The organism is Alsobacter sp. KACC 23698, assembly GCF_045348435.1.
Lineage (GTDB): Bacteria > Pseudomonadota > Alphaproteobacteria > Rhizobiales > Beijerinckiaceae > Alsobacter.
The window spans coordinates 3,312,570-3,338,235 of the sequence record NZ_CP157484.1; the positions used below are offsets into that span (position 1 = coordinate 3,312,570).

The 25,666-nt window shown below is 70.8% G+C and carries 31 protein-coding genes, 1 tRNA gene and 1 riboswitch; of the genes, 19 read left to right on the forward strand and 13 right to left on the reverse strand.

From position 1 onward, the window contains the following. Positions 1–44: 44 nt before the first annotated feature. Positions 45–854, reverse strand: coding sequence for a rhomboid family intramembrane serine protease (locus tag ABEG18_RS15715; RefSeq protein WP_406853991.1), 810 nt, complete (start codon positions 852–854; stop codon positions 45–47). Positions 855–1,292: 438 nt separating this feature from the next. On the opposite strand from ABEG18_RS15715, the gene ABEG18_RS15720 reads away from it, so the two are divergent. The 3 genes from ABEG18_RS15720 (at position 1,293) to ABEG18_RS15730 (ending at position 3,550) form a co-directional block, all read left to right on the forward strand. Next, positions 1,293–1,922 carry a PAS domain-containing protein gene (locus ABEG18_RS15720; RefSeq protein WP_406853992.1) on the forward strand — a complete coding sequence of 210 codons (630 nt, stop codon included), beginning with the start codon at positions 1,293–1,295 and terminating at the stop codon, positions 1,920–1,922. A 54-nt stretch (positions 1,923–1,976) separates the two neighbouring features. Further along, positions 1,977–2,588 carry a PilZ domain-containing protein gene (locus ABEG18_RS15725; protein WP_406853993.1) on the forward strand — a complete coding sequence of 204 codons (612 nt, stop codon included), beginning with the start codon at positions 1,977–1,979 and terminating at the stop codon, positions 2,586–2,588. Positions 2,589–3,013: 425 nt separating this feature from the next. After that, positions 3,014–3,550, forward strand: a complete 537-nt coding sequence (locus ABEG18_RS15730; protein WP_406853994.1) for a transglutaminase-like cysteine peptidase — start codon at positions 3,014–3,016, stop codon at positions 3,548–3,550. Positions 3,551–3,615: 65 nt separating this feature from the next. Here ABEG18_RS15730 and ABEG18_RS15735 read toward each other — a convergent pair whose 3' ends face one another. Together ABEG18_RS15735 and ABEG18_RS15740 are read right to left on the reverse strand one after the other, a co-directional pair. Continuing rightward, on the reverse strand, positions 3,616–4,149 hold the full coding sequence (locus tag ABEG18_RS15735) for a gamma carbonic anhydrase family protein (RefSeq protein WP_406853995.1): 534 nt from the start codon (positions 4,147–4,149) through the stop codon (positions 3,616–3,618). Between the two features lie 70 nt (positions 4,150–4,219). Continuing rightward, complete coding sequence (locus ABEG18_RS15740) at positions 4,220–4,546, reverse strand: DUF6949 family protein (protein WP_406858619.1); 327 nt, start codon at positions 4,544–4,546, stop codon at positions 4,220–4,222. A 115-nt stretch (positions 4,547–4,661) separates the two neighbouring features. On the opposite strand from ABEG18_RS15740, the gene ABEG18_RS15745 reads away from it, so the two are divergent. Further along, positions 4,662–5,456, forward strand: coding sequence for a hypothetical protein (locus ABEG18_RS15745; protein ID WP_406853996.1), 795 nt, complete (start codon positions 4,662–4,664; stop codon positions 5,454–5,456). A 27-nt stretch (positions 5,457–5,483) separates the two neighbouring features. Here the strand turns inward: ABEG18_RS15745 and ABEG18_RS15750 are convergent, their stop codons facing one another. From ABEG18_RS15750 to ABEG18_RS15765, 4 genes are all read right to left on the reverse strand, one after another. Next, complete coding sequence (locus tag ABEG18_RS15750) at positions 5,484–5,699, reverse strand: DUF3126 family protein (RefSeq protein ID WP_406853997.1); 216 nt, start codon at positions 5,697–5,699, stop codon at positions 5,484–5,486. Between the two features lie 119 nt (positions 5,700–5,818). Further along, positions 5,819–6,673, reverse strand: a complete 855-nt coding sequence (gene cysE / locus ABEG18_RS15755; protein WP_406853998.1) for a serine O-acetyltransferase — start codon at positions 6,671–6,673, stop codon at positions 5,819–5,821. A gap of 236 nt (positions 6,674–6,909) precedes the next feature. Further along, positions 6,910–7,818 carry an alpha/beta fold hydrolase gene (locus ABEG18_RS15760; protein ID WP_406853999.1) on the reverse strand — a complete coding sequence of 303 codons (909 nt, stop codon included), beginning with the start codon at positions 7,816–7,818 and terminating at the stop codon, positions 6,910–6,912. Beyond that, on the reverse strand, positions 7,815–8,579 hold the full coding sequence (locus ABEG18_RS15765) for an alpha/beta fold hydrolase (protein ID WP_406854000.1): 765 nt from the start codon (positions 8,577–8,579) through the stop codon (positions 7,815–7,817). The genes ABEG18_RS15760 and ABEG18_RS15765 overlap by 4 nt, the downstream gene beginning before the upstream one ends. A 261-nt stretch (positions 8,580–8,840) precedes the next feature. Here ABEG18_RS15765 and ABEG18_RS15770 point away from each other — a divergent pair, with 261 nt between their 5' ends. The 3 genes from ABEG18_RS15770 to ABEG18_RS15780 all read left to right on the forward strand — a co-directional run bounded on the left by ABEG18_RS15770 (position 8,841) and on the right by ABEG18_RS15780 (position 10,498). Then, positions 8,841–9,089, forward strand: coding sequence for a zinc-finger domain-containing protein (locus tag ABEG18_RS15770; RefSeq protein ID WP_406854001.1), 249 nt, complete (start codon positions 8,841–8,843; stop codon positions 9,087–9,089). A 69-nt stretch (positions 9,090–9,158) separates the two neighbouring features. Then, positions 9,159–10,364: an FAD-dependent monooxygenase gene (locus tag ABEG18_RS15775; protein WP_406854002.1), complete on the forward strand. Its 1,206-nt coding sequence runs from the start codon at positions 9,159–9,161 to the stop codon at positions 10,362–10,364. A 58-nt stretch (positions 10,365–10,422) separates the two neighbouring features. Next, positions 10,423–10,498, forward strand: a tRNA-Leu gene (locus ABEG18_RS15780). Between the two features lie 35 nt (positions 10,499–10,533). On the opposite strand, the gene bluB is transcribed toward ABEG18_RS15780, so the two are convergent. The 5 genes from bluB to ABEG18_RS15805 all read right to left on the reverse strand — a co-directional run bounded on the left by bluB (position 10,534) and on the right by ABEG18_RS15805 (position 15,370). Then, entirely contained in the window at positions 10,534–11,217 is a 684-nt protein-coding gene (gene bluB, locus ABEG18_RS15785) for a 5,6-dimethylbenzimidazole synthase (protein WP_406854003.1), read from the reverse strand. Between the two features lie 44 nt (positions 11,218–11,261). Beyond that, positions 11,262–11,443, reverse strand: a riboswitch (cobalamin riboswitch). Between the two features lie 37 nt (positions 11,444–11,480). Then, positions 11,481–13,094: an AMP-binding protein gene (locus ABEG18_RS15790; RefSeq protein ID WP_406854004.1), complete on the reverse strand. Its 1,614-nt coding sequence runs from the start codon at positions 13,092–13,094 to the stop codon at positions 11,481–11,483. A 60-nt stretch (positions 13,095–13,154) separates the two neighbouring features. After that, complete coding sequence (gpt, locus tag ABEG18_RS15795; RefSeq protein WP_406854005.1) at positions 13,155–13,661, reverse strand: xanthine phosphoribosyltransferase; 507 nt, start codon at positions 13,659–13,661, stop codon at positions 13,155–13,157. Between the two features lie 25 nt (positions 13,662–13,686). Then, positions 13,687–14,433 (reverse strand): competence/damage-inducible protein A, encoded by a 747-nt coding sequence (locus ABEG18_RS15800; RefSeq protein ID WP_406854006.1) that lies wholly within the window; start codon positions 14,431–14,433, stop codon positions 13,687–13,689. 88 nt (positions 14,434–14,521) lie between these two features. Continuing rightward, complete coding sequence (locus ABEG18_RS15805; protein ID WP_406854007.1) at positions 14,522–15,370, reverse strand: FkbM family methyltransferase; 849 nt, start codon at positions 15,368–15,370, stop codon at positions 14,522–14,524. Between the two features lie 210 nt (positions 15,371–15,580). Here ABEG18_RS15805 and map point away from each other — a divergent pair, with 210 nt between their 5' ends. The 9 genes from map (at position 15,581) to ABEG18_RS15850 (ending at position 22,900) form a co-directional block, all read left to right on the forward strand. Continuing rightward, the gene (map, locus tag ABEG18_RS15810) at positions 15,581–16,408 is read left to right on the forward strand and encodes a type I methionyl aminopeptidase (protein ID WP_406854008.1); all 828 of its coding nucleotides are present in this window, start codon (positions 15,581–15,583) and stop codon (positions 16,406–16,408) included. A gap of 8 nt (positions 16,409–16,416) precedes the next feature. Next, positions 16,417–17,127 (forward strand): DNA repair protein RadC, encoded by a 711-nt coding sequence (radC, locus tag ABEG18_RS15815; protein WP_406854009.1) that lies wholly within the window; start codon positions 16,417–16,419, stop codon positions 17,125–17,127. Between the two features lie 165 nt (positions 17,128–17,292). Further along, positions 17,293–18,231: an AAA family ATPase gene (locus tag ABEG18_RS15820; RefSeq protein WP_406854010.1), complete on the forward strand. Its 939-nt coding sequence runs from the start codon at positions 17,293–17,295 to the stop codon at positions 18,229–18,231. 43 nt (positions 18,232–18,274) lie between these two features. Next, positions 18,275–19,507, forward strand: a complete 1,233-nt coding sequence (locus tag ABEG18_RS15825; RefSeq protein ID WP_406854011.1) for a vWA domain-containing protein — start codon at positions 18,275–18,277, stop codon at positions 19,505–19,507. 58 nt (positions 19,508–19,565) lie between these two features. Next, positions 19,566–19,889 (forward strand): XdhC family protein, encoded by a 324-nt coding sequence (locus ABEG18_RS15830; RefSeq protein WP_406854012.1) that lies wholly within the window; start codon positions 19,566–19,568, stop codon positions 19,887–19,889. Further along, positions 19,889–20,518: a LysE family translocator gene (locus ABEG18_RS15835; protein ID WP_406854013.1), complete on the forward strand. Its 630-nt coding sequence runs from the start codon at positions 19,889–19,891 to the stop codon at positions 20,516–20,518. Before ABEG18_RS15830 ends, ABEG18_RS15835 begins: the two co-directional genes overlap by 1 nt. A gap of 21 nt (positions 20,519–20,539) precedes the next feature. Continuing rightward, complete coding sequence (locus ABEG18_RS15840; RefSeq protein WP_406854014.1) at positions 20,540–21,244, forward strand: XdhC family protein; 705 nt, start codon at positions 20,540–20,542, stop codon at positions 21,242–21,244. A 10-nt stretch (positions 21,245–21,254) separates the two neighbouring features. Beyond that, on the forward strand, positions 21,255–22,295 hold the full coding sequence (locus ABEG18_RS15845; RefSeq protein ID WP_406854015.1) for a molybdopterin-binding protein: 1,041 nt from the start codon (positions 21,255–21,257) through the stop codon (positions 22,293–22,295). After that, positions 22,292–22,900 (forward strand): NTP transferase domain-containing protein, encoded by a 609-nt coding sequence (locus ABEG18_RS15850; protein WP_406854016.1) that lies wholly within the window; start codon positions 22,292–22,294, stop codon positions 22,898–22,900. The genes ABEG18_RS15845 and ABEG18_RS15850 overlap by 4 nt, the downstream gene beginning before the upstream one ends. Here ABEG18_RS15850 and ABEG18_RS15855 read toward each other — a convergent pair. After that, positions 22,884–23,054, reverse strand: a complete 171-nt coding sequence (locus tag ABEG18_RS15855; protein ID WP_406854017.1) for a DUF2256 domain-containing protein — start codon at positions 23,052–23,054, stop codon at positions 22,884–22,886. The two genes, ABEG18_RS15850 and ABEG18_RS15855, sit on opposite strands and share 17 nt — an antisense overlap. A 137-nt stretch (positions 23,055–23,191) precedes the next feature. On the opposite strand from ABEG18_RS15855, the gene ABEG18_RS15860 reads away from it, so the two are divergent. The 3 genes from ABEG18_RS15860 to ABEG18_RS15870 all read left to right on the forward strand — a co-directional run bounded on the left by ABEG18_RS15860 (position 23,192) and on the right by ABEG18_RS15870 (position 25,638). Next, positions 23,192–23,929, forward strand: a complete 738-nt coding sequence (locus tag ABEG18_RS15860) for an SDR family NAD(P)-dependent oxidoreductase (RefSeq protein ID WP_406854018.1) — start codon at positions 23,192–23,194, stop codon at positions 23,927–23,929. 156 nt (positions 23,930–24,085) lie between these two features. Continuing rightward, positions 24,086–24,370 carry an usg protein gene (locus ABEG18_RS15865; protein WP_406854019.1) on the forward strand — a complete coding sequence of 95 codons (285 nt, stop codon included), beginning with the start codon at positions 24,086–24,088 and terminating at the stop codon, positions 24,368–24,370. A gap of 236 nt (positions 24,371–24,606) precedes the next feature. Further along, positions 24,607–25,638: an ABC transporter substrate-binding protein gene (locus tag ABEG18_RS15870; protein WP_406854020.1), complete on the forward strand. Its 1,032-nt coding sequence runs from the start codon at positions 24,607–24,609 to the stop codon at positions 25,636–25,638. Positions 25,639–25,666: the final 28 nt, after the last annotated feature.

A 25,666-nucleotide genomic window follows, 5' to 3' on the forward strand; every position in this document is an offset into this window, starting at 1 on the left:
AGACTGCGCTCAAAGCCCGGAACGCGCAATGGCCGGCGCAAGGCTCAGACGCGGCGCCCGCGCCGCGGATCGAACAGGCGGAAGGCCAGGAGGCCGGTGACGAACCCGCCCACATGGGCCTCCCAGGCGATAGCGGCGTCCGTCATCCCGAGCCCGATCCCCGCCACCCCGGTGGCGAAGTTGAGGATGAACCAGACCGCCAGAAACGTCACCGCCCGCCTGTCCCGCAGAACCTCTGGCAGCGACAAGGCGGGCAGCCGGTAGCTCAGCTCCTCCTCCAGCCGGTAGGCGCCCAGCGGCGCGCCGGGCTGGAACACGAACCGGACCGCCGCCGCCATGCAGCCGGAGATCGCCGCCGAGGCGCCGACCAGGGGCGCGACGTCGTCATAATGCGTGACGAGGTGGCCGAGCGCGCCGCCCAGGGCCGTCACGGCCAGGAAGACCAGGAACCGCGTCGACCCGAACCGCCGCGCCACCGCGGCCCCGAAGGCGAGCAGCCAGACCGAGTTCAGGATGAGATGGGTCCACCCGCCGTGCAGCAGCGCGTAGGTGACCAGCGTCCAGGGCTTCGCGGAGCCGCTCTCCATCAGCTCCCTGGCGAGGCCGAGGCGCTGCATCAGGTCTGTGTCGCCGGGATTGGCGGCCAGCCTCTCTGTCAAGGCCGGGATCGGGTCGGCCCCGAACAGCGCCGTGAAACGGGCCGGGAAGAAGGCCAATTCGTAAACGAGAGCGTCCTCGCCGACCCCCCATGCGCGCAGGGCGTGCAATCCCGCCAGCGCCAGGATCACGGCGACGACCACGAAAGGCACGTTAAAGACCGGCTCGCGATACTCCGCGTCCAGGGCTGGTTTCACGGGGGACGATCCCTCTGTCCGGACGCATCGGCGCGGCGGACCATCCGGGGCGCGCTGTCGCGGGAGCCGCAACATTGTCCGGGCGAAAGCCTCGCGCAAGTCGAATCCGGGGCAAAAAAAGGGGGAGAGCCCGAAGACTCTCCCCGTTACGCGGCGGTGCGCTCCGAAGCGCAGAGCAGGTTTGAGAGCCCGCTCCACCTCGCCTTGTCCCAGTTTACGCGTTCGACACAGGAGCCACGGTCGACCGCAAAGGATGCAGGAGGACCATGCTCCCCGAGGCGCCCGGACGCAACGTCAACCCCGCGTTAAGGTTAAGGCCGGGCCGTGGCACGCCCGGTGCAAATCCCCTCCCCGGGATGCGGAGGGACGCGGCGTTCGCTGGGGCGGAGCCGGCGCAACGTCTCGAAGCGGGACCAGCGAGGCGATGGATAACAAATTATGAAACACGGCGTCACACAGTCGCTGTTCGCGTACTGGAATGAATTGCGGGGAGAGCGCAGCGCGCCCGAGCGCTCCGAGGTCGACCCCGGCCGGATCCGGCACATCCTCGCCGACACCTTCATCATCGAGGTCGACGACGAGCGGCTGTGTCCGGTCCGCCTCGCCGGGGCCAGGATCTCGGCCCTGGCCGGACGCGAGCTGAAGGGCGCGAGCTTCATGGCCCTGTGGCGCGACGAGTTTCGCGAGGACGCGGTGGCGCTGGTCGACGGCGCCGTCAACAACGCCTGCGCGGTGGTGGCCTCGGTGACGGGCTCGAGCCGCGACGGGCGCGTGCACGACCTTGAACTGCTGCTGCTGCCGCTTCGCCACCGAGGCAAGACCCACTCGCGCCTGCTCGGCGCCCTGTCCCCCCTCGCCGCCCCGCCGCGGCTGGGCCTCGACCCTGTGGCCGGCTTCGAGGTGCGTTCGCGCAGGATCATCCACGCCGTGGATGCGGGGACGCCTGCCCTGCGCCCTCCGCGCGAGCGCCTGGGGAATGTCGCGCCGATCCGCCGCGGTCACCTGTTCGTCTTTGCCGGCGGCCGAATTGACGGGGCGGAAGACGCCGCTAAACCGCCGTTAACCTAGCAGGCCGATACTAGCCTGGGATTTCAGGCTGCTGTCGCAGCGCTTTGTTCAACGATGGCGGTCATGCAGGCACTCCGGGAGAATCCACGCACGCTCGAACGGCGCCGCCATCAGCGCGTCCGCGTCGTGCTGCTGGGCCGCTACATGCTGGAGAACCGGCAGGAATTCGCCTGCCAGACCGTCGACATGTCTCCCGGCGGATTGGCCCTGCTGGCGCCCGTCCAGGGCGCGCTCGGCGAGCGGGTCGTCATCTATCTGGAGCATCTGGGCCGGGTCGAGGGCAAGATCGTTCGCGACTTCGAGCGCGGCTTCGCGGTCGCCCTGCTGGCGACCAAGCGCAAGCAGGACAAGCTCGCTTCGCAGCTCACCTGGTTCGCCAACCGCCAGGACCTGGGCCTGCCCGAGGATCGCCGCCACGAGCGCATCCAGCCGCGTCTCACCGGCGCGATCATGCGGCTCGCCGACGGTCAGGAGGTCGGCGTCAGGATCATCGACGTGTCGCTTTCTGGCGCGGCGATCTCGACCAACGTCAAGCCCGAACTCGGGTCGAGGGTGACGGTCGGCGCGACGCACGGCAAGGTCGTGCGCTCCTTCGAGGGCGGCATCGCCATCGAATTCCTGCGCATCCTGGGCGACCAGAGCTTTGATGAGAACGTCCAGCTCTAGGCTTCTGCGCGGCCGATCCGTCGAATCCGAACGATCCGGTTGAGCGGCCCTCAACCGGTGGGCGCCAATCTGCGCGGGTCGCCCTCGCGCGACGGCGCGGTTCCCTGCGCCAAGCCCCGGCGCCGACCAACCCCGTCCTGACGCCCGGGCCTTGCTTGAGCCGGTCCTCCCAGGAGGGCCGGCTCTTTTTTCAACCGACGACCGACCCTGGCGTGCATCTCGCGGTGGAAAGCGCGTGAGTGCGTTAACGATGTCCTAACCAAAGGGTTGCACGCCCGAAGGGGGTTCTTTACCGTCCATTAACCTTGAATTGGGCGGGGCTGTGGCAGATGCGGCATTTTGGGGGCGTAGTTCTCGGGCTCGTATGCCTGGGTATGGCTGCGAGCGCGAGCGCACAGCCGTCTGGCGCGGCGCGCGTCCTGCCGGTGGCGACCACCGCGGCTCCCATTCTCGACGAGGTCAAGCCGCCGATCGGCTGGATCGACTTCTGCCCGTCTCACGCTGATGACTGCGACGTCGCGCCTCTTCCCGCCAAGAAGATCAACCTCACGCTTGGCGCGTGGTCCGAACTCGTGCGGGTCAACCAGAGCGTCAACGCCCAGATCGAACAGGTCGAGGACATCGCCCTCTACGGCGTCTCCGAGAAGTGGACCTACCCGGACGAGGGCAAGGGCGACTGCGAGGACATCGCGCTGCTGAAGCGCCGCATCCTGATGCGCGAAGGCATGCCCCGCCAGGCGCTGCTGATGACCGTCGTGCGGGATGAGACCGGAGCGGGCCATGCGGTCCTCACGGTCGTGACGGACCGCGGCGATTTCGTGCTCGACAGCAAGACCTCGCGCATCCTGGCCTGGGAGGCCACCGGATACGGCTTCATCAAGCGCCAGTCGCAGGAGCACCCCAATGTCTGGGTCAAGCTCGGCGAGCCCGCCCCCAGCACCCTCATCGTCGCCGGCCACTAGAGGCGAACGTAGCCGCACCCTCGCCCCGGAACCGGGAGAGGGCCGGGGTTTCGGGCGGAGTCCGCTCAGGCGTCGACGCGTCTCAGCCCGGCCTGGAAGCGGCGCCAGTTGGCGACGTAGTGCGCGGCCGTGGCCCGCAGGCGCGCGACGGCGGCCTCGTCGAGCGTGCGGATGGCGCGGGCCGGCGCGCCGACGATGAGCGAGAACTCCGGGAATTCCTTTCCCTCGGTGACGAGCGCATTGGCGCCCACCAGCGCCCCCCGGCCGATGCGCGCGCCGTTGAGGACCGTCGCCCCCATCCCGATCAGGGCGCCCTCGCCCACCGTGCAGCCATGCAGGATGGCGTGGTGACCCACCGTCACGTCGGCGCCGATCTCCATCGGGTAGCCCATGTCGGTGTGCAACAGCGAATGTTCCTGGATGTTGGAGCGCGCGCCGAGGCGGATCAGCTCGTTGTCGCCGCGCAGCACGGAGCCGAACCAGACGCTGGCCTCCGCGCCGATCTCGACCGCGCCGATGACATGCGCGTCGGGCGCGATCCAGTACTGGCCGGGGGGCGGCAGGATGGGCTGGCGGTCGTCGAGGGCGTAGATCGGCATCGGGGTCTCCCTGTGTCGGACGAGCAGACGGCGCGGCGGCCGTCGCGTCAAGCCCGGGCGGGAGCGTGGATCAGGCGGTCAGCAGCGCCACGAGCTCCATCAGCACCCGTCCGCAGGCCAGGCCCCAGAGGCATGCGATGACCGTGGCGAGCGCCACGAAGCTCACGCGGCGGCGCTCGAAACGGCGACCCCGGACGGTGTTGCGCAGGATGATGAAAGGCGCGCTGAACACGATGAGCGGCACGGAGGCGACGGCGCCCGGCCCTCCGGTCTCGAGCAAGGTGAAGCTCGCCCGACGCTCGGTCATCGCCTCGAAGCCCGTCGCCAGCACACCCGCCGCCGCGAGCCCGAGCGCCAGCGCCTGGAACGCCTCGAGCGTGGGGGGATCGACGAGCATGGACATGCCGGGGCCTCCGCGGCCCGCACCGGACCGCCCCGAGTTATGGCAGCCTTAACGGTCGGTTAAAGGACTTCCTTCATGTTTGGTTAAAATGCGGTGGAGTCGCGCGCCCATGCCCCCCTTTTCCGATGCGTCCCCCTTTCCCGCCCGCGCCTTCGCGTCGCCCCGGGACGTCGCCGACACGGTCGCCTACGGGCGCCGCGCCGCCTCGACCCAGGCGCTCGCCTCCCAGACCGCCACGGCGAAGGACGTCGCAGGCCATCATCACGGCCAGGGCCTCAAGGCGGCGGCCCTCGTGTTGCTGGGCGGGCTCGCGGCGGGATCGATCGCCTTCTTCGTCTCGGCGCTGCAACCGGAGCGCCCCCGCCTGCTCGCCGTCACGGTCGGAGATGCGGCGCTATCGGTGCGCTCGCCCCTCGTCCGCGACCCGGGCCAGCGGCGCGACGGCCCCAAGCCCCGGCTCGACCTCGCGGTCGCCTGGCCGAACTTCGAGCCGGCAGCGCCGCGCGTCTCGCCTGGAGGAACGATGTCGCTGGGCGACGTGGTCCTGGTCACGATCCTGCCCGCCGACGAGAGCCCCGATCCGGAGACGAGGCCAGCGCAGCTCTACGGGCGTTACCTGGACAGCGCCGTCGAGGACGGGCCGGGCGGCCTGATCCAGAGGCGCTTTCGCGACAAGTCGCCCTATGCGGGAGAGACCTTGTATCTGGCGGCTCCGGACGGGCGGCGCTTCGCGGCGCGCTGCGACGGGGAGAAAAGGACGCCGGACGGGTTGCCGGACGTCTGCATCGCGGAGATCCGGCGCAACGGCCTCGATCTCCAGATCCGGATGGAGCAGCCCCTCCTGCAGCACTGGGAGGCGATCGACGCAAGGGTGCGCCGCCTGCTCGATGGAATGCTCGGCTGAACGGACGCGGTCAGCGCAGCACGTCGCTCACTGGTCTTCGAGATCGACGTCCAGGATGGACATGTTCAGCGCGTAGGAGCGGTCGCCGTCCTCGTCGTCGAGCGAGATGATGCCCACGAACTCATCGCCGACCATCACTTCCGCCGAATCGGTCTTTTTCGGGCGCGCCACCACCTTGATGGTGTTGTTGTTGAACAGCCGCCGGAGATAATTCTGCAGCTTGGCGAGTTCGGTCTTGTCCATTGCGTCTTGACCTCTGCGACGGCGTGCGCGCCGGCGCTTCCCGGAGAGGACTTGCCACGCCGGGCCCGTCCCCGCAAGGCCGGGCGGGCCCCTCCCCCGTCAGGCGTCCGCAGCCGGGCTCAGGCCTCGGGCTTGCCGACGAGCATCTTGTCGGCAAGGAGCTGGTCCATGCTGCGCGCCGGTTCGGCGCAGCCCGCCGTCCCCACCACCTGCGCCGGCACGCCCGCCACCGTGGTGTTGCGCGGCACCGGCTTCAACACCACTGAGCCCGCCGCCACCCGGGCGCACTGGCCGATCTCGATATTGCCCAGGATCTTGGCGCCGGCTCCGATGAGGACGCCCTGCCGGACCTTGGGATGCCGGTCCTCATGCTCCTTGCCGGTGCCGCCCAGCGTGACGTCCTGCAGCATCGAGACATTGTCCTCGACGACGGCCGTGGCGCCGACCACGAGCCCGGTCGCGTGATCGAGGAAGAGCCCGCGCCCCAGCCGGGCGGCGGGGTGGATGTCGGTCTGGAACACCTCGGACGAGCGGCTTTGCAGGTAGAGCGCCAGGTCCTTGCGCCCGGCGGTCCACAGCGCATGCGCCAGCCGATGCGTCTGGATGGCGTGGAAGCCCTTGAAGTAGAGCATCGGCTCGATGAAGCGGCTGCAGGCGGGGTCGCGGTCCGCCACCGCCATGATGTCGGCGCGGAACGCCTCGGCCAGCGTGGGATCGTGATGGATCACGTCCATATAGGTCTGCGCGATGAGGTCGCTCGGCACGGCGGCGTGATGCAGGCGCGCCGCGATGCGGTGGACCACCGCCGATTCCAGCGTGTCGTGGTTGACCACGGTCCCCATCACGAAGCTCGCCAGCGTCGGCTCGCGCCGCACGATCTCGTCGGCCTCCTCGCGGATGCGGCTCCACACCGGGTCGACCCGATCGATTCGCGGGCTGCGCACGGCGCCCTGACCATAACCGTGAGCGGACATGAGTCCTCCGCCTGATGGCGCGGCCGACCGACCGCGCGGGGGTGGCGCCGGGCCGTCCCGGCCCATGCGTCGCGCGGCGCCGTTGCGCCCGCAAGCCATACAGCTAGGCGCATCGGACGCCTTTGCCAATGGATCTCTCCAGCGATTTCAGGCGGGCCGAGCTCGAGCGTCACGCGAAGCCGGCGAAGCGCGGCGTCAACAACCGAGCACAACCGATTCGGCGCTCTCGGGAAAACCTAATCCGCCGCGCTGAGCGCGCGCGCAGCCGCTCCGAAGCGCCGCGTCAGGAAGTCCAGGATCGCCGCCGTGAACACGTCGTTGCGGTCGCCCGCGACCATATGGCGCGCGCCGGCGATGTCGGCGTATTCGGCGTCCGGCGCCAGCGCGAGGAACTCGCGCGCATGCTCCTCGGTCACCAACTCGCTGGAGCGGCCGCGCACCAGCAGCGCCGGCGCCCGCAGGCCTGCGGCGGCGGCCAGCAGCGCCGTCTCGGTCGCGGCGGCGTCCTGGTCGATCGAGCGCGTCCCGTGGATGAAACGGGGATCCCAATGCCAGCGCCAGCGTCCGTCGTCGGAGCGGCGCAGGTTCTTGCGCAGGCCCGCCAGCGAACGCGGGCGCTCGCGATGCGGCAGATAGGCCGCGATGGCGTCCGCCGCCTCCTCGATGGAGGAGAAGCCGAGTTCGGCCCGCTCGGCCATGAAGCCCAGCACGGCCTCCACGCCGCTGCGGTCGAGCCGCGGCGTCACGTCGACCAGCACCAGCCCGGCCAGCGCGTCCGGGCTGCGGCCGAGCGCCGACAAGGACGCGATGCCGCCCATGGATGCGCCGACCGCGACCGGCGCGAGGCCGCTCTCGCGTCGCAGCGCCGCCGCCACGGCCTCCACGTCGCGCGCATAGTCGGCGAAGGCGTAGGCGCCGTTCGCCACCCATTCGCTCTCGCCATGGCCGCGCTGGTCGAGCGTCACGGCCAGGAACCCGGCCCCGGCGATGCGACGCGCCGCGTCGTCGAAGGCGTGGCGGGTCTGGCCGCCGCCATGCAGCAGCAGCACGGGCCGGGCCCCGCCGCGGTAGACCGTCCCGACGAGCCGGTTCAGGTCCGCCCCCTGGAAGACGAGCCTCTCGCCCCTGGGGGCGCCTGCCGTCAAGGACGGCGCTCCAGGAAGGCCAGCACCGCTTCCTTGTGGACGCGGTCTCCCACCGCGAGATTGTGGTCCCGCCCGGGGATGTCGACCACCTGCGCGCCGGGGATCAGCGCGCCGAGCGCATGCGGGTCGCCCGCGACGTCGTCCTTCGTGCCGACGCAGATCAGCGTCGGCTGGCGGATCGCGGCGGCCTGCTCGGCGGTCAGGGTCTGGCGCGACCCGCGGATGCAGGCGGCGAGCGCCTGGAGGTCGCCGCCGGTCTGCTCGGCGAAGGCGCGGAACATGCGCTGCATCGGATCGGTGACGTCGGCCAGCGACGGCGCCTCGAGCGCGTCCGCGATGCCGACCGGAAGGCCGACGCCCTCCACCAGATGGATGCCGAGGCCGCCCAGCATCACTGCGCGGACCCGCCCGGGATGCGCGAGCGCCAAAAAGGCGGTGATGCGCGCGCCCATCGAGTAGCCCATCACGTCGGCGCGCTCGACGCCCAGATGGTCCATCAGCCGCCGCACGTCCTCGGCCATCACGCCGGAGGCGTAGGCCGCCGGATCGCGCGGCTTGCCGCTCTGGCCATGGCCGCGATTGTCGAGCGCGATCACGCGCCGGCCGGCGCGGTTCAGCGTCTTCACCCAGAGCGTGTTGACCCAGTTGACGGCGTGGTTGGAGGCGAAGCCGTGGACGAGCACGATCGGCTCGCCCGCGCCCTCCTCCGGGGCCGAATCGAGATAGGCGATGGGCACGCCGGCGGAATCGAAGGTCTGCATGCTCACTCCGTCGTGGGACGGCTGCGTGGGACGGCTGCGCCGCCGGCCGGGGTCCGGGCCCGGGCCAGGCGGCGAGCGCTCCCGTGGTCTAGGCGATAAGGTCCCAACCCTGCAACCCGAGGATCGTCGCCGCGACCTTCCGCCGGGCGCGCGACGGCTGCCGAGGGGCCCAACCGACCCCTAGCGAACGCAGGGGCGAGCCATTATGGTGCGCCGCGATCGCCCCGCCGGGGCCACGCACGAGAAGACCGGAGCACGACCATGGCCGATACCGGCGTTCCGCATTTCCAGAACGATGTCGGCGCGCCGGTCATCAGGATCGCCGCGAAGGAGTTCATGTGCATCGGCGCGCGTCCTCCCTTCGACCATCCCCACGTGTTCCTCGACATGGGCGACGAGAACGAGACGATCTGCGGCTATTGCTCCACGTTCTACCAGTTCGATCCCGCCCTGCACGGCGCCGAGACGGTCCCGCCGGGCTGCGCCTATGAGACGCCGAAGGCCGCTTGATCCCGCCCAGGCGAGCCGGCCGAGGCGCCCCTCCCTCTCCCCCGCGGTCCCCCCGACGGACCTGACCCGATGACATCTGAGACGAGCGGCGCCCGGCCGATCCTGATCGCCGGCGCGGGCATCGGCGGGCTGACGGCCGCCATCACGCTGGCGCGCGCCGGACGGCAGGTCGCGATCCTGGAGCGCCGCACCCGCGTCGAGGAAGCCGGCGCCGGCATCCAGCTCTCCCCCAACGCGTCGCGGGTGCTGGTGGGCCTGGGCCTCGGGGCCGCGCTGTCGCGCGCCGCCGGCGAGCCCGAGCGCCTCGTGGTGCGCAGCGGCCGCAACGGCCGCGTCCTGTCGGAGATGCCGCTCGGCGACGCCATGCGGCGGCGCCACGGCGCGCCCTACCTGCTGGTCCACCGGGCCGACCTGCAGATGGCGCTTCTCGACGTGGCGCGCAGCGATCCCAACATCCGCCTCGCCTTCGGCCGCACCGTGTCCAGCGTCGACACGGAGGGCGACGAGGTCTCCGTCGCCGTGGAGGCCGCCGGCGGCCCGGAGACCGTGCGCGGGTCCCTGCTGATCGGCGCCGACGGGCTCTGGTCGCGGGTCGCGCCCGCCATCGGCGACCACACCGAGGCCGAGTTCATCGGCCATGTGGCGTGGCGCGCCACCGTGCCGGCGGAGGCCGCCCCGGCCGCGCTGCGCGCGCAGGAGACCGGGCTCTGGCTCGGCCGCGACGCCCATGTGGTGCACTACCCGCTGCGCGGCGGCAGGGTGGTCAACATCGTGGCCGTCATGCGCGACCGCGACGCCGCCCGGGGCTGGTCGCGCCCGGGGGACCCGGCGGTCTTCGCCGCCCGCTTCCGCGGCTGGGCGCCTGAGCTTCGCGACCTGCTGGCCGCCGCGCCGGAGTGGCAGGTCTGGTCCCTTTTCGACCGCGCCCCGCGCCAGACCTGGGCCGCGGGCCGCGTCGCGCTGCTGGGCGACGCCGCCCACCCGGTGCTGCCCTTCCTGGCCCAGGGCGGCGCGCTCGCCATCGAGGACGCCGCCGTCCTGGCCCGCGAACTCGCCCGCGCGCCCCAAGACGTCCCCGCGGCGCTGGCAGCCTACCAGGCCGACCGCAGGCCCCGCGCCCGCCAGGTGCAGGCCGCGGCCCGCCAGAACGGCCGCGCCTACCACATGGGCTTCCCCCTCACGGTGGGCCGCGACCTCGTCCTGCGCGGCCTCTCCGGCCAGGGCATGCTGAAGCGCTACGACTGGCTCTATGGCTGGAAGCCGGAGGGCGCGTGAGCCTTCGCGCTCCGCGCAGGTTGCTTTCCCGGCCGGCGCTGGGCAAAGAGAGACGGCTGGCCCCGTAGTCCAATGGCAGAGACAGGCGACTTAAAATCGCTCCAGTGTCGGTTCGAATCCGACCGGGGCCACCAGGCGCGCGGCCGCCTGCCGGAGAGAACGGCGCGTTTCACACGTCATGGTCGGGGCCGGTGCGGGCGCCGCCCCACCTCTCCCAGGCGAGGCGCTGATCGAGATCGGCCCTCGTCGCCCAGCCGCGCTTCTCCAGTTCCGGCTTTTCGTGGAACGCGCTGGCGTATCCCAGGCAAAGATAGGCGATGGGGACGATCTCGCGCGGGATGCCCAGGACGTCGCGAAGGTCTTCGGGGCGGATGATGCTCACCCAGCCGACTCCCACGCCCTCGGCTCTCGCCGCCAACCAGAGGTTCTGGACGGCGCAGACGGTGCTGTAGATGTCCATGTCGGGCTGGTGGGTTCGCCCCAGGACGACGGCTCCCGCGCGGTTTCGGTCGCATGTCACGCAAACCCCGACGGGCGCGTCCCTGATCCCCTCCAGCTTGAGCCGCCGATAAGCCGCCGCGCGATCCGGCTCGAATTGCGCCGCAGCCTCGTCATTGGCTACCCGGAACGCCTCGTGAAGGCGCGCCTTCGTGGCCCGGCTCTGGACGATGATGAAATCCCAGGGCTGCATGAACCCCACGGACGGCGCATGGTGGGCCGCCCGGAGGATACGCTGGAGCACGTCCTCCGGCACGGCGTCGGGCAGGAACTCGCCCCGCACGTCGCGCCGGCTATAAATGCAACGATAGACCGCCGCACGCTCCTCGTCGGAGAACGGGCCGCTCGCATCCATGACATCCCCTCACGGATCGATGCTGGCCGCCTTCCGTCCGCGAAGGCGTCCCACTGCGTTCAGGCCGGTCTTCTGACTCAGGTTCAACCCGCGAAGCGCCTTCCCGGCTTTCACCAGTGGCCTCGTTGCTCCGCAGTCCCCTTCACAGCGCTGGGCGCGTGGCGGAGTTTCACCGCCTTCCCGATTCTCCCGGCGGGCGCCGGGCTCCTGAACTTGGGCCCAAGCCTAGCACGCCGGGGACGCGCAGGCGCAAGCGGCGAGACCTACAACAACGGCCGCAGCGACTTCACCATCTCGGCCGCGCCGGCGAAGTCGATCTTGCCGGAGCCCAGGACCGGGATCGAAGCGGTGACCAGCACGGCCTTGGGGGCCCAGAGCTCGGGATAGCCCTGCGCCTTGGCGTAGGCGGCGAGCGCGGCGCGGTCGGCTTCGGCGCGGTCGGTCACGAGCACGATCTGCTCGCCCTTGCGGGCGTCGGCGAGGCTGACGGCCACATGGGTGGCGCCCGGCCACAGCGCCTGGGCCAGCGTTTCGATGGCGGCCAGCGACACCATCTCGCCGCCGATCTTGGCGAAGCGGCGCGCCCGGCCCTGGATGCTGACGAAGCCGTCCTGGTCGACGCCGACGATGTCGCCGGTGTCGTGCCAGCCGCCCGCAGGCGGAACGAGGACGCCGGGACGATCCGGCAGCACGTAGCCCGCCATCACATTGGGGCCGCGCACGAAGAGCCTGCCGCCCTCGTGCAGCCCCTCCACCGCCTCCAGCCGGTGCTCCATGCCGGGAAGGAAACGCCCGACCGTGCCGGGGCGGTTGTCGAAGGTCTGGTTCACGGCGATCACCGGCGAGCATTCGGTGGCGCCGTAGCCCTCCAGGATGACGGCGCCGGAGGCCCGCCACATCTCGCGCGTCTGCTCCTTGACGCGCTCGGCGCCGGCGACGACGAGGGTGACGCTGTCGAGGTCGCCCGGCTCGGCCGCCTTGGCCCAGCCCTGCAGGAAGGTGTCCGTCCCAAACAGCACCGTCGCCCCGACGGCCTTCGCCATCTTGGGGATCTGCCGGTAGTGCAGCGGGCTCGGATAGAGCACGACCCGCATCCCCACCAGCACGCCGAGCAGCAATCCGCCCGTCAGCCCGTAGCTGTGGAACACCGGCAGGGGATTCAGCACGATTTGCGAGGGGACGAGGGGCGGCGCGCCGATATGCGCCTCGATCTGCCTGACATTGGCGAGCAGGTTGGCGTTGGAGAGCACCACCGCCTTGGGGCGCCCCTCCGAACCGGAGGTGAACAGCACCACCCCCGCCTCGTCCGGCGACAGCGCGTGGCGGGCGTGCGTCCAGCGGGCGAACCAGGAGCTCATCACGCCCCTGAGCTTGTCCAGCGAGGTCAGCTCTTTGCGCAGGTCCTCCAGATACACGATCCGCACGGGCCTGCCCGTCTCCGGCGGCTCCGACAGGCCGGCGATGACGTCGTCGAGCCGCCCGCTCTCGATGAAGCGCCGGGAGGTCACCACCGTCTGGATCTCGACCGTGGCCACGGCCGAGCGCAGGTTCTTCAGCCCGGCCGTGAAGTTCAGGAGCGCCGGGACGCGGCCGAAGGCGTTGAGCCCGAACAGGACGAGCGCCACCGCGTTCACGTTGGGCAGCAGCACCCCCACCGTGTCGCCCCGGCGCGTCAGCGCGGCCAGCCGGCCGCCGATGACCAGCGACCCGAGGATCAGTCGGCCATAGCTGAGCGGGCTGCGCTCCGGATCCTCGAGGATCGGCGCGCCGCGCCCGTGCAGGTCGGCGGCGTCGAGCAGCGCGCGAAACAGCGTGCTGCGGGTCGAGGCGGGATCGAAATGCGGCACGCGAGAGCCCCAGGCGGAACAGGCGCCCACGCTAGCCCCGCCGCTTCGCTCACGCCAGAGCCAGGCCGTGCGGCCGCCGCCGGAGCCGCCTCAGCCTTTGTGGTTCTCGGCGATGGGCGCCTGGTAGGCGAGGCCCATGTCCCAGGGGAAATAGATCCAGGTGTCCTGCGACACCTCGGTCACGAAGGTGTCGACCAGCGGCCGGCCCATCGGCTTGGCGTAGACGGCGGCGAAATGCGCGTCGGGCAGCATGTCCTTCACGACGCGGGCGGTCTTGCCGGTGTCGACGAGGTCGTCGAGGACGAGCACGCCCTTGCCGCCCGGGCCGCCCAGCGCCGCGATGTCGTCGGCGACCTTCTTCAGCACCTGCAACTCGCCCTGGGACGTGTAGTCGTGGTAGCTCGCCACGCACACCGTCTCGATCACCCTGACGCCGAGCTCGCGCGCCACGATCGCGGCCGGCACCAGCCCGCCGCGGGTGATGCACACGATCGCCTGGAACGGCCCCGCGCCGGCGAGCCGCCAGGCCAGAGCCCTGGCGTCGCGGTGGAACTGGTCCCACGAGACCGGGAAGGCTTTCGGCTGCGGCTGCGACATGGGTGTCTCCGGAGGCTGCATGGGTTCAGCGTGGGGGCAAGGCGGCGATCATCGCCTCGACCGCCCGGCGGGCGGCGTCCAGAGTCGCCTCGTCGCGCGAGCGCACCACGATCTGGTTGGCGAAGGTCTTGCCGTTGAACGACGGATAGGAGCCGATGATCACGCCCGGATGGGCCTTCTGCACCGCGCCCAGCCCCTCGGCGTAGACGCCTTCCGGCGCTCCGCCTGAATCGATCGACACCGACAGCATGGTGCGGCCGGTCTTCAGTTTCGGGGCCACGTTGTCCAGCATGGCCTGCATGATGGACGGCACGCCCGCCATCACGAACACGTTGCCGATCTGGAAGCCCGGGGCCTTCGAGATGGGGTTCTCGATCAGGTCCGCCCCGTGCGGGATGCGCGCCATCCTCAGCCGCGCCTCGTTCAGGTCCGCCGGGTTCTCGTAGCGCGAGCGCAACATCGCCACCGCCCGCTCGTCATGCGAGATGCCGACGCCGAACGCCTTGGCGACGCAGTCGGCCGTGATGTCGTCATGGGTGGGGCCGATGCCGCCGGTGGTGAACACATAGGTGTAGCGCGCGCGCAGCGCGTTCAGGGCGTCGACGATCTCCGTCTCGTCGTCGGGCACGACCCGGACCTCGCGCAGGTCGACCCCCATCGCGGTGAGATATTCGGCGATGTAGCCGATGTTCTTGTCCTTGGTGCGCCCGGACAGGATCTCGTCCCCGATCACCAGGACGGCGGCTGTGACGATGTCGGCGGTCTCTGGCATGGGGGGCGCTCCGGTGATCAGCGCATGTATCGCGCCGCGCCCCCGCGCTCAAGCGGATAGCCCGCCCTTCGGCGCCGGCCGGCGCCGCTCAGCTGCGTTCGAAGATCAGGTTCACATGCGTCTTGCGTACGAGACGGTAGCCCTTCTCGGCCAGCAGCCCGGGAAGGTCCATCTGCCAGCGGCCGACGCCGTTCTCGATGATGAAGGTCTGCGGCCACAGCGAGGGCGATCCGTTGCGCAGAAAGGTCTCCAGGATGAGATCCTCGGCGCCCTCCACGTCCAGCTTGATCGCGTCGACCCGCTCCAGCCTTTCATTCACCAAAAGCTGCTCCAGCGTGCTGGCCGGCACCCGGATGGCCTGGCCTTCGCCGAAGCCAACGATCTTGACGCTCGATTCGCCATGGTTGCGCGGGTCGACGAACAGCGTGACCTCGCCGGCCTTGTCGGCCACCGCGCAGTCCAATGCCTTGATGGTGCCGAACGGGTTCTGGCGGATGTTGTACACCAGCCGCTCGAAGACGCCCGGCTGCGGCTCCACGGCCAGCACGCGCCCGCTCGGGCCGGCGAGCGCCGCCACGAAGAGCGCGTAGCCGCCGACATTGGAGCCGACGTCCACGAAGGTGAACCCGTCCTGGATCCGCTCAGCCAGGTATTCGCGCTCGTCCGGATCGAAATATTGCGGCGTGAACAAGAGCCGCTTCTCGCAGACATTGTTGTAGGGGTAGAGCCGCATCCGGGCGCCGAGCGACTGCACGTCGACCGGCTGTCCCCGCAGCCACCAGATGGCGATCTGGCGCAGCGCATAGGCGGCGCGCCGCCCCGCCCAGCTGCGGGGCATGCGGCGGGTCATGTCGATGAGGCGCTTGGGCAGCCCCTGCGGGCCATAAGCGCCGAAGCCGCCGGCCTCGTCGGGGGAGAGCGTTCGTGTGTCGGTCACGCTGGGATCCGTCATTCTGGGCGAGACGACTAGCGGTTTACGAAGCGGAAAGGAAGCCCGGGCCTCCACGTAGGGGGCCGGCGCCCCGTCCCGCGCCTCGCCCGAGCTTGCGCAAAACGCCGCCATGGCCCATGTGAGAGGTGCGCGCCGCGCGCCCTTCTCCCCCCGCACGACCAGGATCCCAAGGGCAGGATCCCAAGGGATAGATCGATGACGTTCGTCGACGCCGCCGCAGCCGCCGGCCGAAAGACAGGCGAGATCAAGCTCCATGGCCCGGAGGCCTTCGAGGGCATGCGCCGGGCCGGCCGTCTCACGGCCGAGGCGCTGGACCTGCTCGTCCCGGCCGTGCAGCCGGGCGTCGCCACCGAGGCGCTCGACAAGCTGATCTTCGAGTTCGCGATGGACAATGGGGCCTACCCGGCGCCGCTCTTCTACCGCGGCTTCCGCAAGGGCATCTGCACCTCCATCAACCACGTCGTCTGCCACGGCATCCCCAACGACAAGCCGCTGCGCGAGGGCGACATCGTCAATATCGACGTGACGCTCGTGCTCGACGGCTGGCACGGCGATTCGAGCCGCATGTACCTGGTCGGCGAGACGCCGCGCCGCGCGGCGCGGCTGGTCGAGGTGACCTACGAAGCGCTGATGCGCGGCGTCGCCGAGGTGAAGCCCGGCGCCACGACCGGCGACATCGGAGCCGCCATCCAGACCTTCGCGGAGGCGGAGCGCTGCTCGGTGGTGCGCGATTTCTGCGGCCACGGGCTCGGACGGCTCTTCCATGACGAGCCCAACATCCTGCACTATGGACGCCGCGGCGAAGGCGTGCCGCTGAAGCCCGGCATGTTCTTCACCATCGAGCCCATGATCAATCTCGGACGCCCCCATGTGAAGGTTCTCGGCGACGGCTGGACGGCCGTCACCCGCGACCGTTCGCTGTCGGCGCAGTTCGAGCACACCGTGGGGGTGACGGAGACAGGCGTGGAGATCTTCACGCTCTCCCCCAAGGGCTACTACCAGCCCCCCTATCTGGCCAGCTGAGAGGCCCCATGAGCCACGGCGATCTCCCCGGCAAGGACGCTTCCGGGGACGATCATCGCCGTGGACACCGCCATAGGTTGAAGGATCGCTTCGCACGCGCGGGGCGCGCGGCCCTCGCGGACTATGAATTCCTGGAACTGATCCTCTTCCGCTCCATCCCGCAGCGCGACGTCAAGCCGCTCGCCAAGGACCTGATCGGCCGCTTCGGCTCGGTCGCGGAGGTGCTCGGCGCGCCGCTGACGCGTCTCCTGGAGGTGGACGGCGTCGGCGAGGCGGCCGCGCTCGACCTCAAGATCGTCGAGGCGGCCGGCCGCGAGCTGGCCAAGGGCGCGGTGGGCAAGCGCCATGTGCTCGCCTCCTGGTCGTCGGTGATCGATTATTGCCGCGCCGCGATGGCGTTCTCCGACAAGGAGCAGTTCCGCATCCTGTTCCTCGACAAGCGCAACGGCCTCCTGGCCGACGAGGTGCAGCAGACCGGCACCGTCGACCACACGCCCGTCTACCCGCGCGAGGTGCTCAAGCGCGCGCTGGAGCTTTCCGCCTCCGCGGTGATCCTCGTCCACAACCATCCGAGCGGCGACCCCACGCCCTCCGACGCCGATGTCCGGATGACACGCGAGATCGCCGACATCGCCAAGCCGCTGGGCGTCGTCGTGCACGACCACATCATCGTCGGCCGCAACGGACATGCGAGCCTGAAGGGCCTGCGGCTGATCTGACGCGAAGCAAGGGCGGCCGGGCGACCCGGGCTCGCGCGCCATGCGCGCCGGGCGGGTGCGCCTCCTCCTTCTGGACGGTGGCGCTCGCGCCGCGGCGCGCTAGTTTGTTGCGGAGCGGCGCCCTGCACCACGTCCTGCGCCGCCGATCCGGAGACGACGACCCGCATGGCCCAGGCGCTTCGCACCCCGCATTCGCTTCCCACCTCGATCGACGCGACCCTGGAGCTCCTGTCGGCCGGCGCCTATGTGGCCGACCGCTCGCTGGCGACGGTCGTCTTCCTGGCGCTGCGCATGGGCCGGCCCATCCTGCTGGAGGGCGAGGCGGGCGTCGGCAAGACCGAAATCGCCAAGGTGCTGGCCGGCGTGCTGGGCCGCAAGCTGATCCGGCTGCAATGCTACGAGGGCCTGGACGTCTCCTCCGCCGTCTACGAGTGGAACTACGCCGGCCAGATGATGGCCATCCGCATGGCGGAGGCCGAGGGCGTGGTCGACCGCAGCCGGCTCGAGGAGGACGTGTTCTCCGAACGCTATCTGGTGAAGCGGCCCCTGCTGCAGGCCCTCGCGCCCGACGTCGCCGGCCCGCCGGTGCTGCTGATCGACGAGCTCGACCGCACCGACGAGGCCTTCGAGGCCTTCCTGCTGGAGGTGCTGAGCGACAGCCAGGTCACGATCCCGGAGCTGGGCGCGATCAAGGCCGAGCACCCCCCCATCGTGATCGTGACGTCCAACCGCACCCGCGAGATCCACGACGCGCTGAAGCGCCGCTGCCTCTATCACTGGGTCGGCTACCCCACCGCCGAGCGCGAGCTGCAGATCCTCAAGGCCAAGGCGCCCCGGGCGCCGGCGCGTCTGTCGCGCGAGATCGTCGCCTTCGTGCAGGCGATCCGGGCGCAGGACCTGTTCAAGGCCCCGGGCGTGGCCGAGACGCTGGACTGGGCCTCCGCCCTGGTCGAGCTCGACGCCGTCGCGCTCGATCCCGCCATGGTGTCGGACACCATGGGCGTGCTGCTCAAATACCAGGACGACATCCAGAAGATGCAGGGCTCGCGGGTGAAGGCGATCCTGGACGAGATCAAGACCGGCGCGACCGCCAAGGCCGGGTGAGGACGCTTTTTTCCAGGAAAGGTCTCCGCCCGAGGGCATGACCATGCACGAACCGACGCCCGCCCCCGACGAGACCGGCCGCCTGGCCGAGAACATCGCCTATTTCGCCCGTGCGCTCCGCGAGGCGGGGCTGCCCGTGGGGCCGGGCTCCGTCCTCGACGCCATCGCGGCGGTCGAGGCCGCGCGCGTCGGCACGCGCGAGGACTTCTACTGGACGCTCCACGCGGTGTTCGTGAAGAAGCACGAGCATTCGGACGTGTTCGAGCAGGCGTTCCGCATCTTCTGGCGACGCAGAGCCCTGATCGAGAAGATCATCGCCTCGATGTCGCCGGCGACGCCGCCCTCCCGGGACGAGAAGACGAAGAAGCCGGACGCCGGGGCGCTGCGCGCCGCGCAGGCGCTCCTGAAGCAGGATAAGCCCCTCGAGCCGCAGGAGGAGCAGAAGGAGGAGTTCTCCGCCCGCCTCACCGTGTCCGAGCGCGAGATTCTGCAGGCGAAGGACTTCGCCCAGATGAGCGCGGAGGAGATCGCCCGGGCCCAGCGCGCCATCGCGCGGCTAAGGCTGCCCGACGACGAGGTGCTGACCCGGCGCATGACGGCCTCCTCGCGCGGCAGCCGCATCGACCTCAGGCGCTCGCTGCGCCAGTCCCTGCGGGCCGGCGGAGCCGTGATCGAACTCGCCCGCCGCGAGCAGGCCGTCCGCCACCCTCCCCTGGTGGCGCTGTGCGACATCTCCGGCTCGATGGCGGACTACACGCGGCTGTTCCTGCACTTCCTGCACACGCTAACCGACGCGCGGCGCCGGGTGCACACCTTCCTGTTCGGCACGCGCCTCACCAACGTCACCCGGGCCCTGAAGAGCCGCGACCCCGACGAGGCGCTGGCGCTCTGCTCGGCGCAGGTCCAGGACTGGTCCGGCGGCACGCGCATCGCCACATGCCTGCATGACTTCAACCGCCAGTGGTCGCGGCGCGTGCTGGGCCAGGGCGCGGTCGTGCTGCTCTTCACCGACGGGCTGGAGCGCGACGGCTCGGCCGACCTGAAGGCGGAGATGGACCGGCTGCACCGCTCCTGCCGCCGGCTCGTCTGGCTGAACCCGCTGCTGCGCTTCGGAGGCTTCGAGGCGAAAGCGCAGGGCATTCGCGCCATGCTGCCGCATGTGGACGAATTTCGCCCGATCCATAATCTCCAGTCCATGGAGACCTTGGCTCAGGCGCTGAGTTCCTCCGGAACCGGCGACGCCGACCCCCGGCGCTGGCTCTCGAAAGTCGCCTGAGGCAAGACCGCGAGCCCTCAGGCCCGCAGGGCGGATGTGACAGAATCGGAGATCGACGATGCTGGCGACCGACAACGACATCATGAACAAGGCCGAGGCCTGGCGCCGTGAGGGCAAGGGCGTCGCCGTGGCCACCGTGGTGGAGACCTGGGGCTCCGCGCCGCGGCCGGTGGGCAGCCATCTCGTCATCGACGACGACGGCAACTTCCTCGGCTCCGTGTCGGGCGGCTGCGTCGAGGGCGCGGTGGTGACCGAGGCCGTGGACGTCATCGCCTCCGGCGAGCCCCGCATGCTGGAGTTCGGCGTCGCCGACGAGACCGCCTGGAAGGTCGGCCTCTCCTGCGGCGGGCGCATCCGCGTCTATGTCGAGCGGGTCGACTGATGGCCTCGCTCGACGTCCTCCTCGCCTTCGCGGCCGCCACGGCCCTCTTCGCCTATTTCCCCGGCCCGGCGTTGCTCTACACGGCGGCGCAGACGCTCACCCGCGGCCGCCGGGGCGGCTTCATGGCGGCGCTCGGGATCCATCTCGGCTGCTATGTCCATGTCATCGCCGCCACGCTGGGCCTCTCGGCCGTCTTCCAGCACGTGCCGGAGCTGTTCGTCGCCGTAAAGATCGCCGGCGCGGCCTATCTGGTCTGGCTCGGGATCGGCATGATCCGCAACCGCGGCTTCGGGGCGGAGCTGCCGGCGGTGGCCCCCAAGAGCGTGCGGCGGGCCTTGGCCGAGAGCTTCCTGGTGGAGCTGCTGAACCCCAAGGTGGCGATCTTCTTCATCGCCTTCCTGCCGCAATTCGTCGATCCCGCCGCGAGCCTGCCGGTCTGGGCGCAATTCCTGATCCTGGGCGTCGTGGTGAACCTGGCCTTCTCGTCGGCCGACCTGATCACGGTCGTCTTCGCGGCGGCGGTCGTCGGCCGGCTGAAGCGCGCCGGCCGCGCCCAGCGTCTCGCGCGCGCCGCCGGCGGAGCGCTCCTCATCGGCCTCGGCGCGCGGCTGGCGCTGGAGCGGAACTGACATGAACCCGGGAGGGCGACCATGAAGCTCGAAATCCTTGCCGCCCTGAACGCCGAGCGTGAGGCGCGCCGGGCGGCCGTCCTCGTCACCGAGATCGCGACCGGCGCGCAGCGCCTCGTGCGCGAGGCCGACATCGCCGGCGACCCCCTGGCCGACCTGCTCGCCGAGCGGCTGCGCATGGGCAAGAGCGGCATGGCGGAGACGCCGCGGGGCGACGTCTTCCTCACCGTTCAGGCCCCGCCCGTCCGCATCCTGGCGACCGGCGCGGTCCATATCAGCCAGGCGCTCGCCCCCATGGCGCAGCTGCTCGGCCACGACATCGTCATCGTCGACCCGCGCACCGCCTTCGCCACGCCCGAGCGCTTTCCTGACGTGCCGCTCTACGCCGAGTGGCCGGACGACGTCCTGCCCAAGCTGGGCGTCGACCGTTACACCGCCTTCGTGGCGCTGACGCACGACCCCAAGATCGACGATCCCGCCCTGATCCAGGCGTTGAAGTCGAAATGCTTCTATATCGGCGCGCTCGGCTCCCGGAAGACGCACGCCAAGCGGGTCGAGCGCCTGCTGGCTGCGGGCTTCACCGAGGAGCAGATCGGCCGCATCCGCGCCCCCATCGGGCTGCCGATCGGCGCCATCAGCCCGGCCGAGATCGCCCTGTCGATCATGGGCGAGATCACGGCGGCGCTGCGCACCAGGCCGGCCTCCACCGCCTCGACGGCGGCCTGAGGAGGCCGCCATGCTGTTTGGGCCCGTACCGCTGGAAGATGCGCTGAGCGGCGTCGCCGCGCACTCCGTGCGGCTGCCCGACGGCGTGATCAAGAAGGGCTCGCGGCTCGACGCCGAGCGGATCGCGCGCCTGCGCTCCGCCGGCGTGCGGGAGGTCGTGGTCGTCCGGCTCGAACCCGGCGACGTGCCGGAGGACGAAGCCGCCCGACGGCTCGCCGAGGCCGCCGCCGGCGAGAATGTGCGGGTGGAGAAGCCCTTCACGGGCCGGTCCAACCTCTTCGCCCAGGCGGCCGGCGTCCTCGTGGTCGACAGGGACGCGATCGACCGCCTGAACGGGACCGACGAGGCGATCACCGTCGCGACGCTGCCGGCCTGGAAGCCCGTCGAGCCCGGCGAGATGATCGCCACCGTCAAGATCATCCCGTTCGCCGTGCCCGAGCGCGCCATCGCGGCCGCGCAGTCCGCCGCCGGCGCCGCGCCCCTCATCCGGGTCGCCGCCTTCCGGCCGCTGCGCATCGGCGTCGTCTCGACGCTCCTGCCAGGGCTGAAGCCGACCGTCGTGCGCAAGACCGTGAGGACGCTGGCCGAGCGCATCGCGCCCGCCGGCGCCACTATCGTCCGCGACGTCGAGACCCCGCACGAGGCCGCCGCCCTCGCGGATGCGCTGGCCGGCTTGGCGCGCAGCGACGCGCAGCTGATCGTGGTCTTCGGCGCCTCCGCCATCACCGACCGGCGCGACGTCATTCCGGCCGGGATCGAGGAGGCCGGCGGCGTCGTGGACCATTTCGGCATGCCGGTGGATCCCGGCAACCTGCTGCTGCTGGGGAGCATCGCCGGCAGGCCTGTCATCGGCGCGCCCGGCTGCGCCCGCAGCCCGGCCGAGAACGGCTTCGACTGGGCGCTGCAGCGCCTCCTCGCCGGCCTGCCGGTGGGCCGGGCGGAGATCACCCGCATGGGGGTGGGCGGCCTCCTGATGGAGATCGTGCAGCGCGGCCAGCCCCGCTCCGGCGACAACCCGGGCCATGATCCTGCCGAGGACGACGACTCATGACCGAGCCGCTGGACCGCATCGCCGCCCTGGTGCTGGCCGCCGGCCGCTCCACCCGCATGGGCGGGGCCAACAAGCTGCTGCAGGACTACGCCGGCAAGAGCCTCGTCCGCCGCACGGTGGAGAACGCGCTGCTCTGCGGCGCCGCCCCGGTCGTGGTCGTCACCGGACACGAGGCCGCGGCGGTGGAGGCCGAGCTCACGGGCCTGGCGGTGACGCTCGTCCGCAATCCGGACTATGCGCAAGGCCTCTCCACCTCGCTGAAGGTCGGCGTGCGCGCCCTGCCGGACAGCGTCGACGGCGTCGTGGTGATGCTCGGCGACATGCCGCTGGTCGACTGCCACGTGGTGCGCCGGATCGTGGCCGCCTTCGAGGCGGCCCCCGGCTCCGTCGCCGCCGTCCCGGTGCATGATGGCGAATGGGGCAACCCCGTCGTGCTGGCCCGGGCTTTGTTCGCCGACGTCGAAGGCCTCGCCGGCGACTCGGGCGCCCGCAAGCTGCTGGAGCGTCGCCGCGACGCCGTGATCGAGGCGCCGATCTCCGACGCCGCCGTGGCGGTCGACGTCGACACGCCGGCCGCGCTGGAGAAGCTCAGGTCGGGGCTTTGACGGCTCCAGCCGAGGCGCCGGCCGCGCGGCACCGGTCCGAACAGTAGCGGACCGCCTCCCAGTCCCTGCGCCACTTCTTGCGCCAGACGAAGGGCCGCCCGCAGGCCGCGCAGGTCTTGCTGGGCAATTCCGATGTCTTGCGCATGCGCGCCATGGCGGCTCCTCCGCGTCCCTCGCCGATACGCGCCGCGCGGCGGAGCGGACCACGCCCCTGCGCCGCATGGACGCGGTTGCAGGCCGGCGGCCCAGCCTTAGTTGATCCCTCTTGCGAGGCGGACGCGGGAGGTCGGCATGGGAGTCGTTGTCATCGTGGGCGGCACGGGCGGGATCGGCCAGGCGGTGGCCCAGCGCCTCGCGGACGCCGGGCGGCCGGTGCACCTCATCGCCCGCCACGAAGGCAGGCTCGCCGAGGCCGCCGCCCGTCTCGGGGCCGGCTTCACGGCCGCCGACGTCGAGGAGCACGGTGCGATCGCGGCCGCCATCCAGGACGCCGCGGCGCGCCACGGCGGCGCCATCGCGGGCCTTTGCTACGCGGTCGGCACCATCACGCTGAAGCCGATCGGCCGGCTCACCGACGCCGATTTCGAGCGCGACTTCCGCGTCAACGCGCTGGGGGCCGCGCGCGCCGTTCAGGCCGCCCTGCCCGGCTTCAAGGCCTTCGACGGCGTCGCCTCCGTGCTGTTCTTCTCCACCGTCGCCGTCGCGCAGGGCTTCGCCGCCCACGCCAGCGTGGCCATGGCCAAGGGCGCGGTCGAGGGCCTGACGCTCTCGCTGGCGGCCGAACTCGCCCCGCGGGTGCGGGTGAACGCCATCGCGCCGTCGCTGACCCGCACGCCGCTCGCGGCGCCGCTCACCGCCAGCGCCCCGATGGCCGAGGCCATCGCGCAGCTGCACGCGGCGCAGCGGCTGGGCGACCCCGTCGACATCGCGCCCTTGGCCGCCCTGCTGCTCTCCGACGAGGCGTCCTGGATCACCGGCCAGATCATCGGCGTCGACGGCGGCCGCTCCAGCCTGCGCACCAAGGGCTGAGCCGTTGTTAGCACTCCTGCACGCTTGCTGCCAAGCTGTTGACAACGAACGAACAATTTACCAATTGGCGCGAATCTTGAACCTTCGGCTCGTCCACAAGTTCTCCAGGGAACCGGGGCGTCGGTCCCGGTCCTTCCTTGGCGAGAAGGAGGTTCCATGGGTCCTGCACGCGCCTGCGACGAAGCGTTCATCAAGCAGCTCCAGGGCTACGGCCTGACGACTGCCCACATCCTCTACTGCCTTCCCGACCACCCCTCGCTCCTGCAGAGCTATATCTGGCAGGAATACGACGTCGCGCCCAAGTTCCCGGTGCTCAACGCCTTCCTGACCTTCTGGCGCACGTCCCTCGAAGGGCCGCTGCATTCGGTCCGCGTGGCGCACGCCAAGCTCATCAAGCCGGCGGAGCTCAGGCTGGCCTCGGGCGAGTTCGTGCTGAACTGACGCCGCCGGGCGCTCCCTCGCCCGTTCTTCCCAAGGACGCACGCCCGCGGAACCGGGCGAACGCCGACGGCATTGTCCGCGTGCGCCGCCGCTTCGGCGGTCCGCCGGGCAATACCCGAAATTGCATGTGAATTTCAGATTTCTACGGCGATTGTTGTCTTTTGAGCCGCCCGGCATTACATCCCGTCTCGCCCGTCGCTGCGACGGCCTGCAGGACTGCCGCCGAGGATACCGCCATGATCACCCGCCGGACTTTCGTCACCGCCGCAGGCGCGCTTCTGGCCATGCCCGCCATCGCCCGCTGGGGCGTCGGGCGAGCGCTGGCCGCCGCCCCGATCCGGGTCGGCATCATCCCCGTCCTGGGCGCGGCGCCGGCGATCGTCATGAACGGCGAGGGCTGGGGCAAGGACGCGGGCCTCGAACTCAGCTTCGTCACCTTCGAGTCCGGGCCCAACATGATCCAGGCGCTGGCCTCCGGCACGCTCGACGTCTATGTCGCCGGCGTGGCGCCGCTCGCGGTCGCCCGCGCCAAGGGCGTCGACGTCAAGGTCGCCACCGCCACCGCCATCGAGGAGATGTCCATGGTGGCCGGCCCCAAGCTCGCCGCCGAGTTCAAGGACGGCGTCTCGCCCGCCGAGGCCCTGGCCAATTTCCGCAAGGCGAGCGGCAAGCCCGCGCGCCTGGCCACGCAGCCCGCGGGCTCCGTGCCCAACACGACCCTGCAGCATTGGCTGTGGGAGGTCGCCAAGGCCCAGAAAGCCGACGTCGAGATCGTGCCCATGGGCATCGACGCGACCCAGCAGGCGCTGCTCACCGGCGCGGTCGAGGGCGCGACGATCCGCGAGCCGGCCGTCACCATCGTGACGAAGCGGGACCCGCGCAACCGGGTGGTGGCGCTGGGCGGCGCGATGTTCCCCAACCAGCCCGGCACCGTGGTGGCGTTCTCGGGCAACTTCCTGGCGCGGGACCGGGCGGCCGCCCAGGCCATCGTCAATGGCGTCGTGAAGGCCGTGGCGCTGATCAAGTCCAACCCCGACAGGGCCGCCCCCCATATCGAGGCGATGCTCGGCAAGGGCATCGTCGACGTCGCCACCATCAAGGCGGCGCTGACCTCGCCGGCGTCGAAATTCGTGGCCGATCCCGACGTCATCGTGGACGCCACGCGCGAGATGCAGGCCTACCAGGTCAAGCTCGGCTCGCTCGACAAGGAATATCCGCTGGACGGCTTGTTCGACCGCAGCTTCTACAAGAAGGCCGTCGAGGGCTGACCCGCTCGCCAACGAAACCGACCGCCCG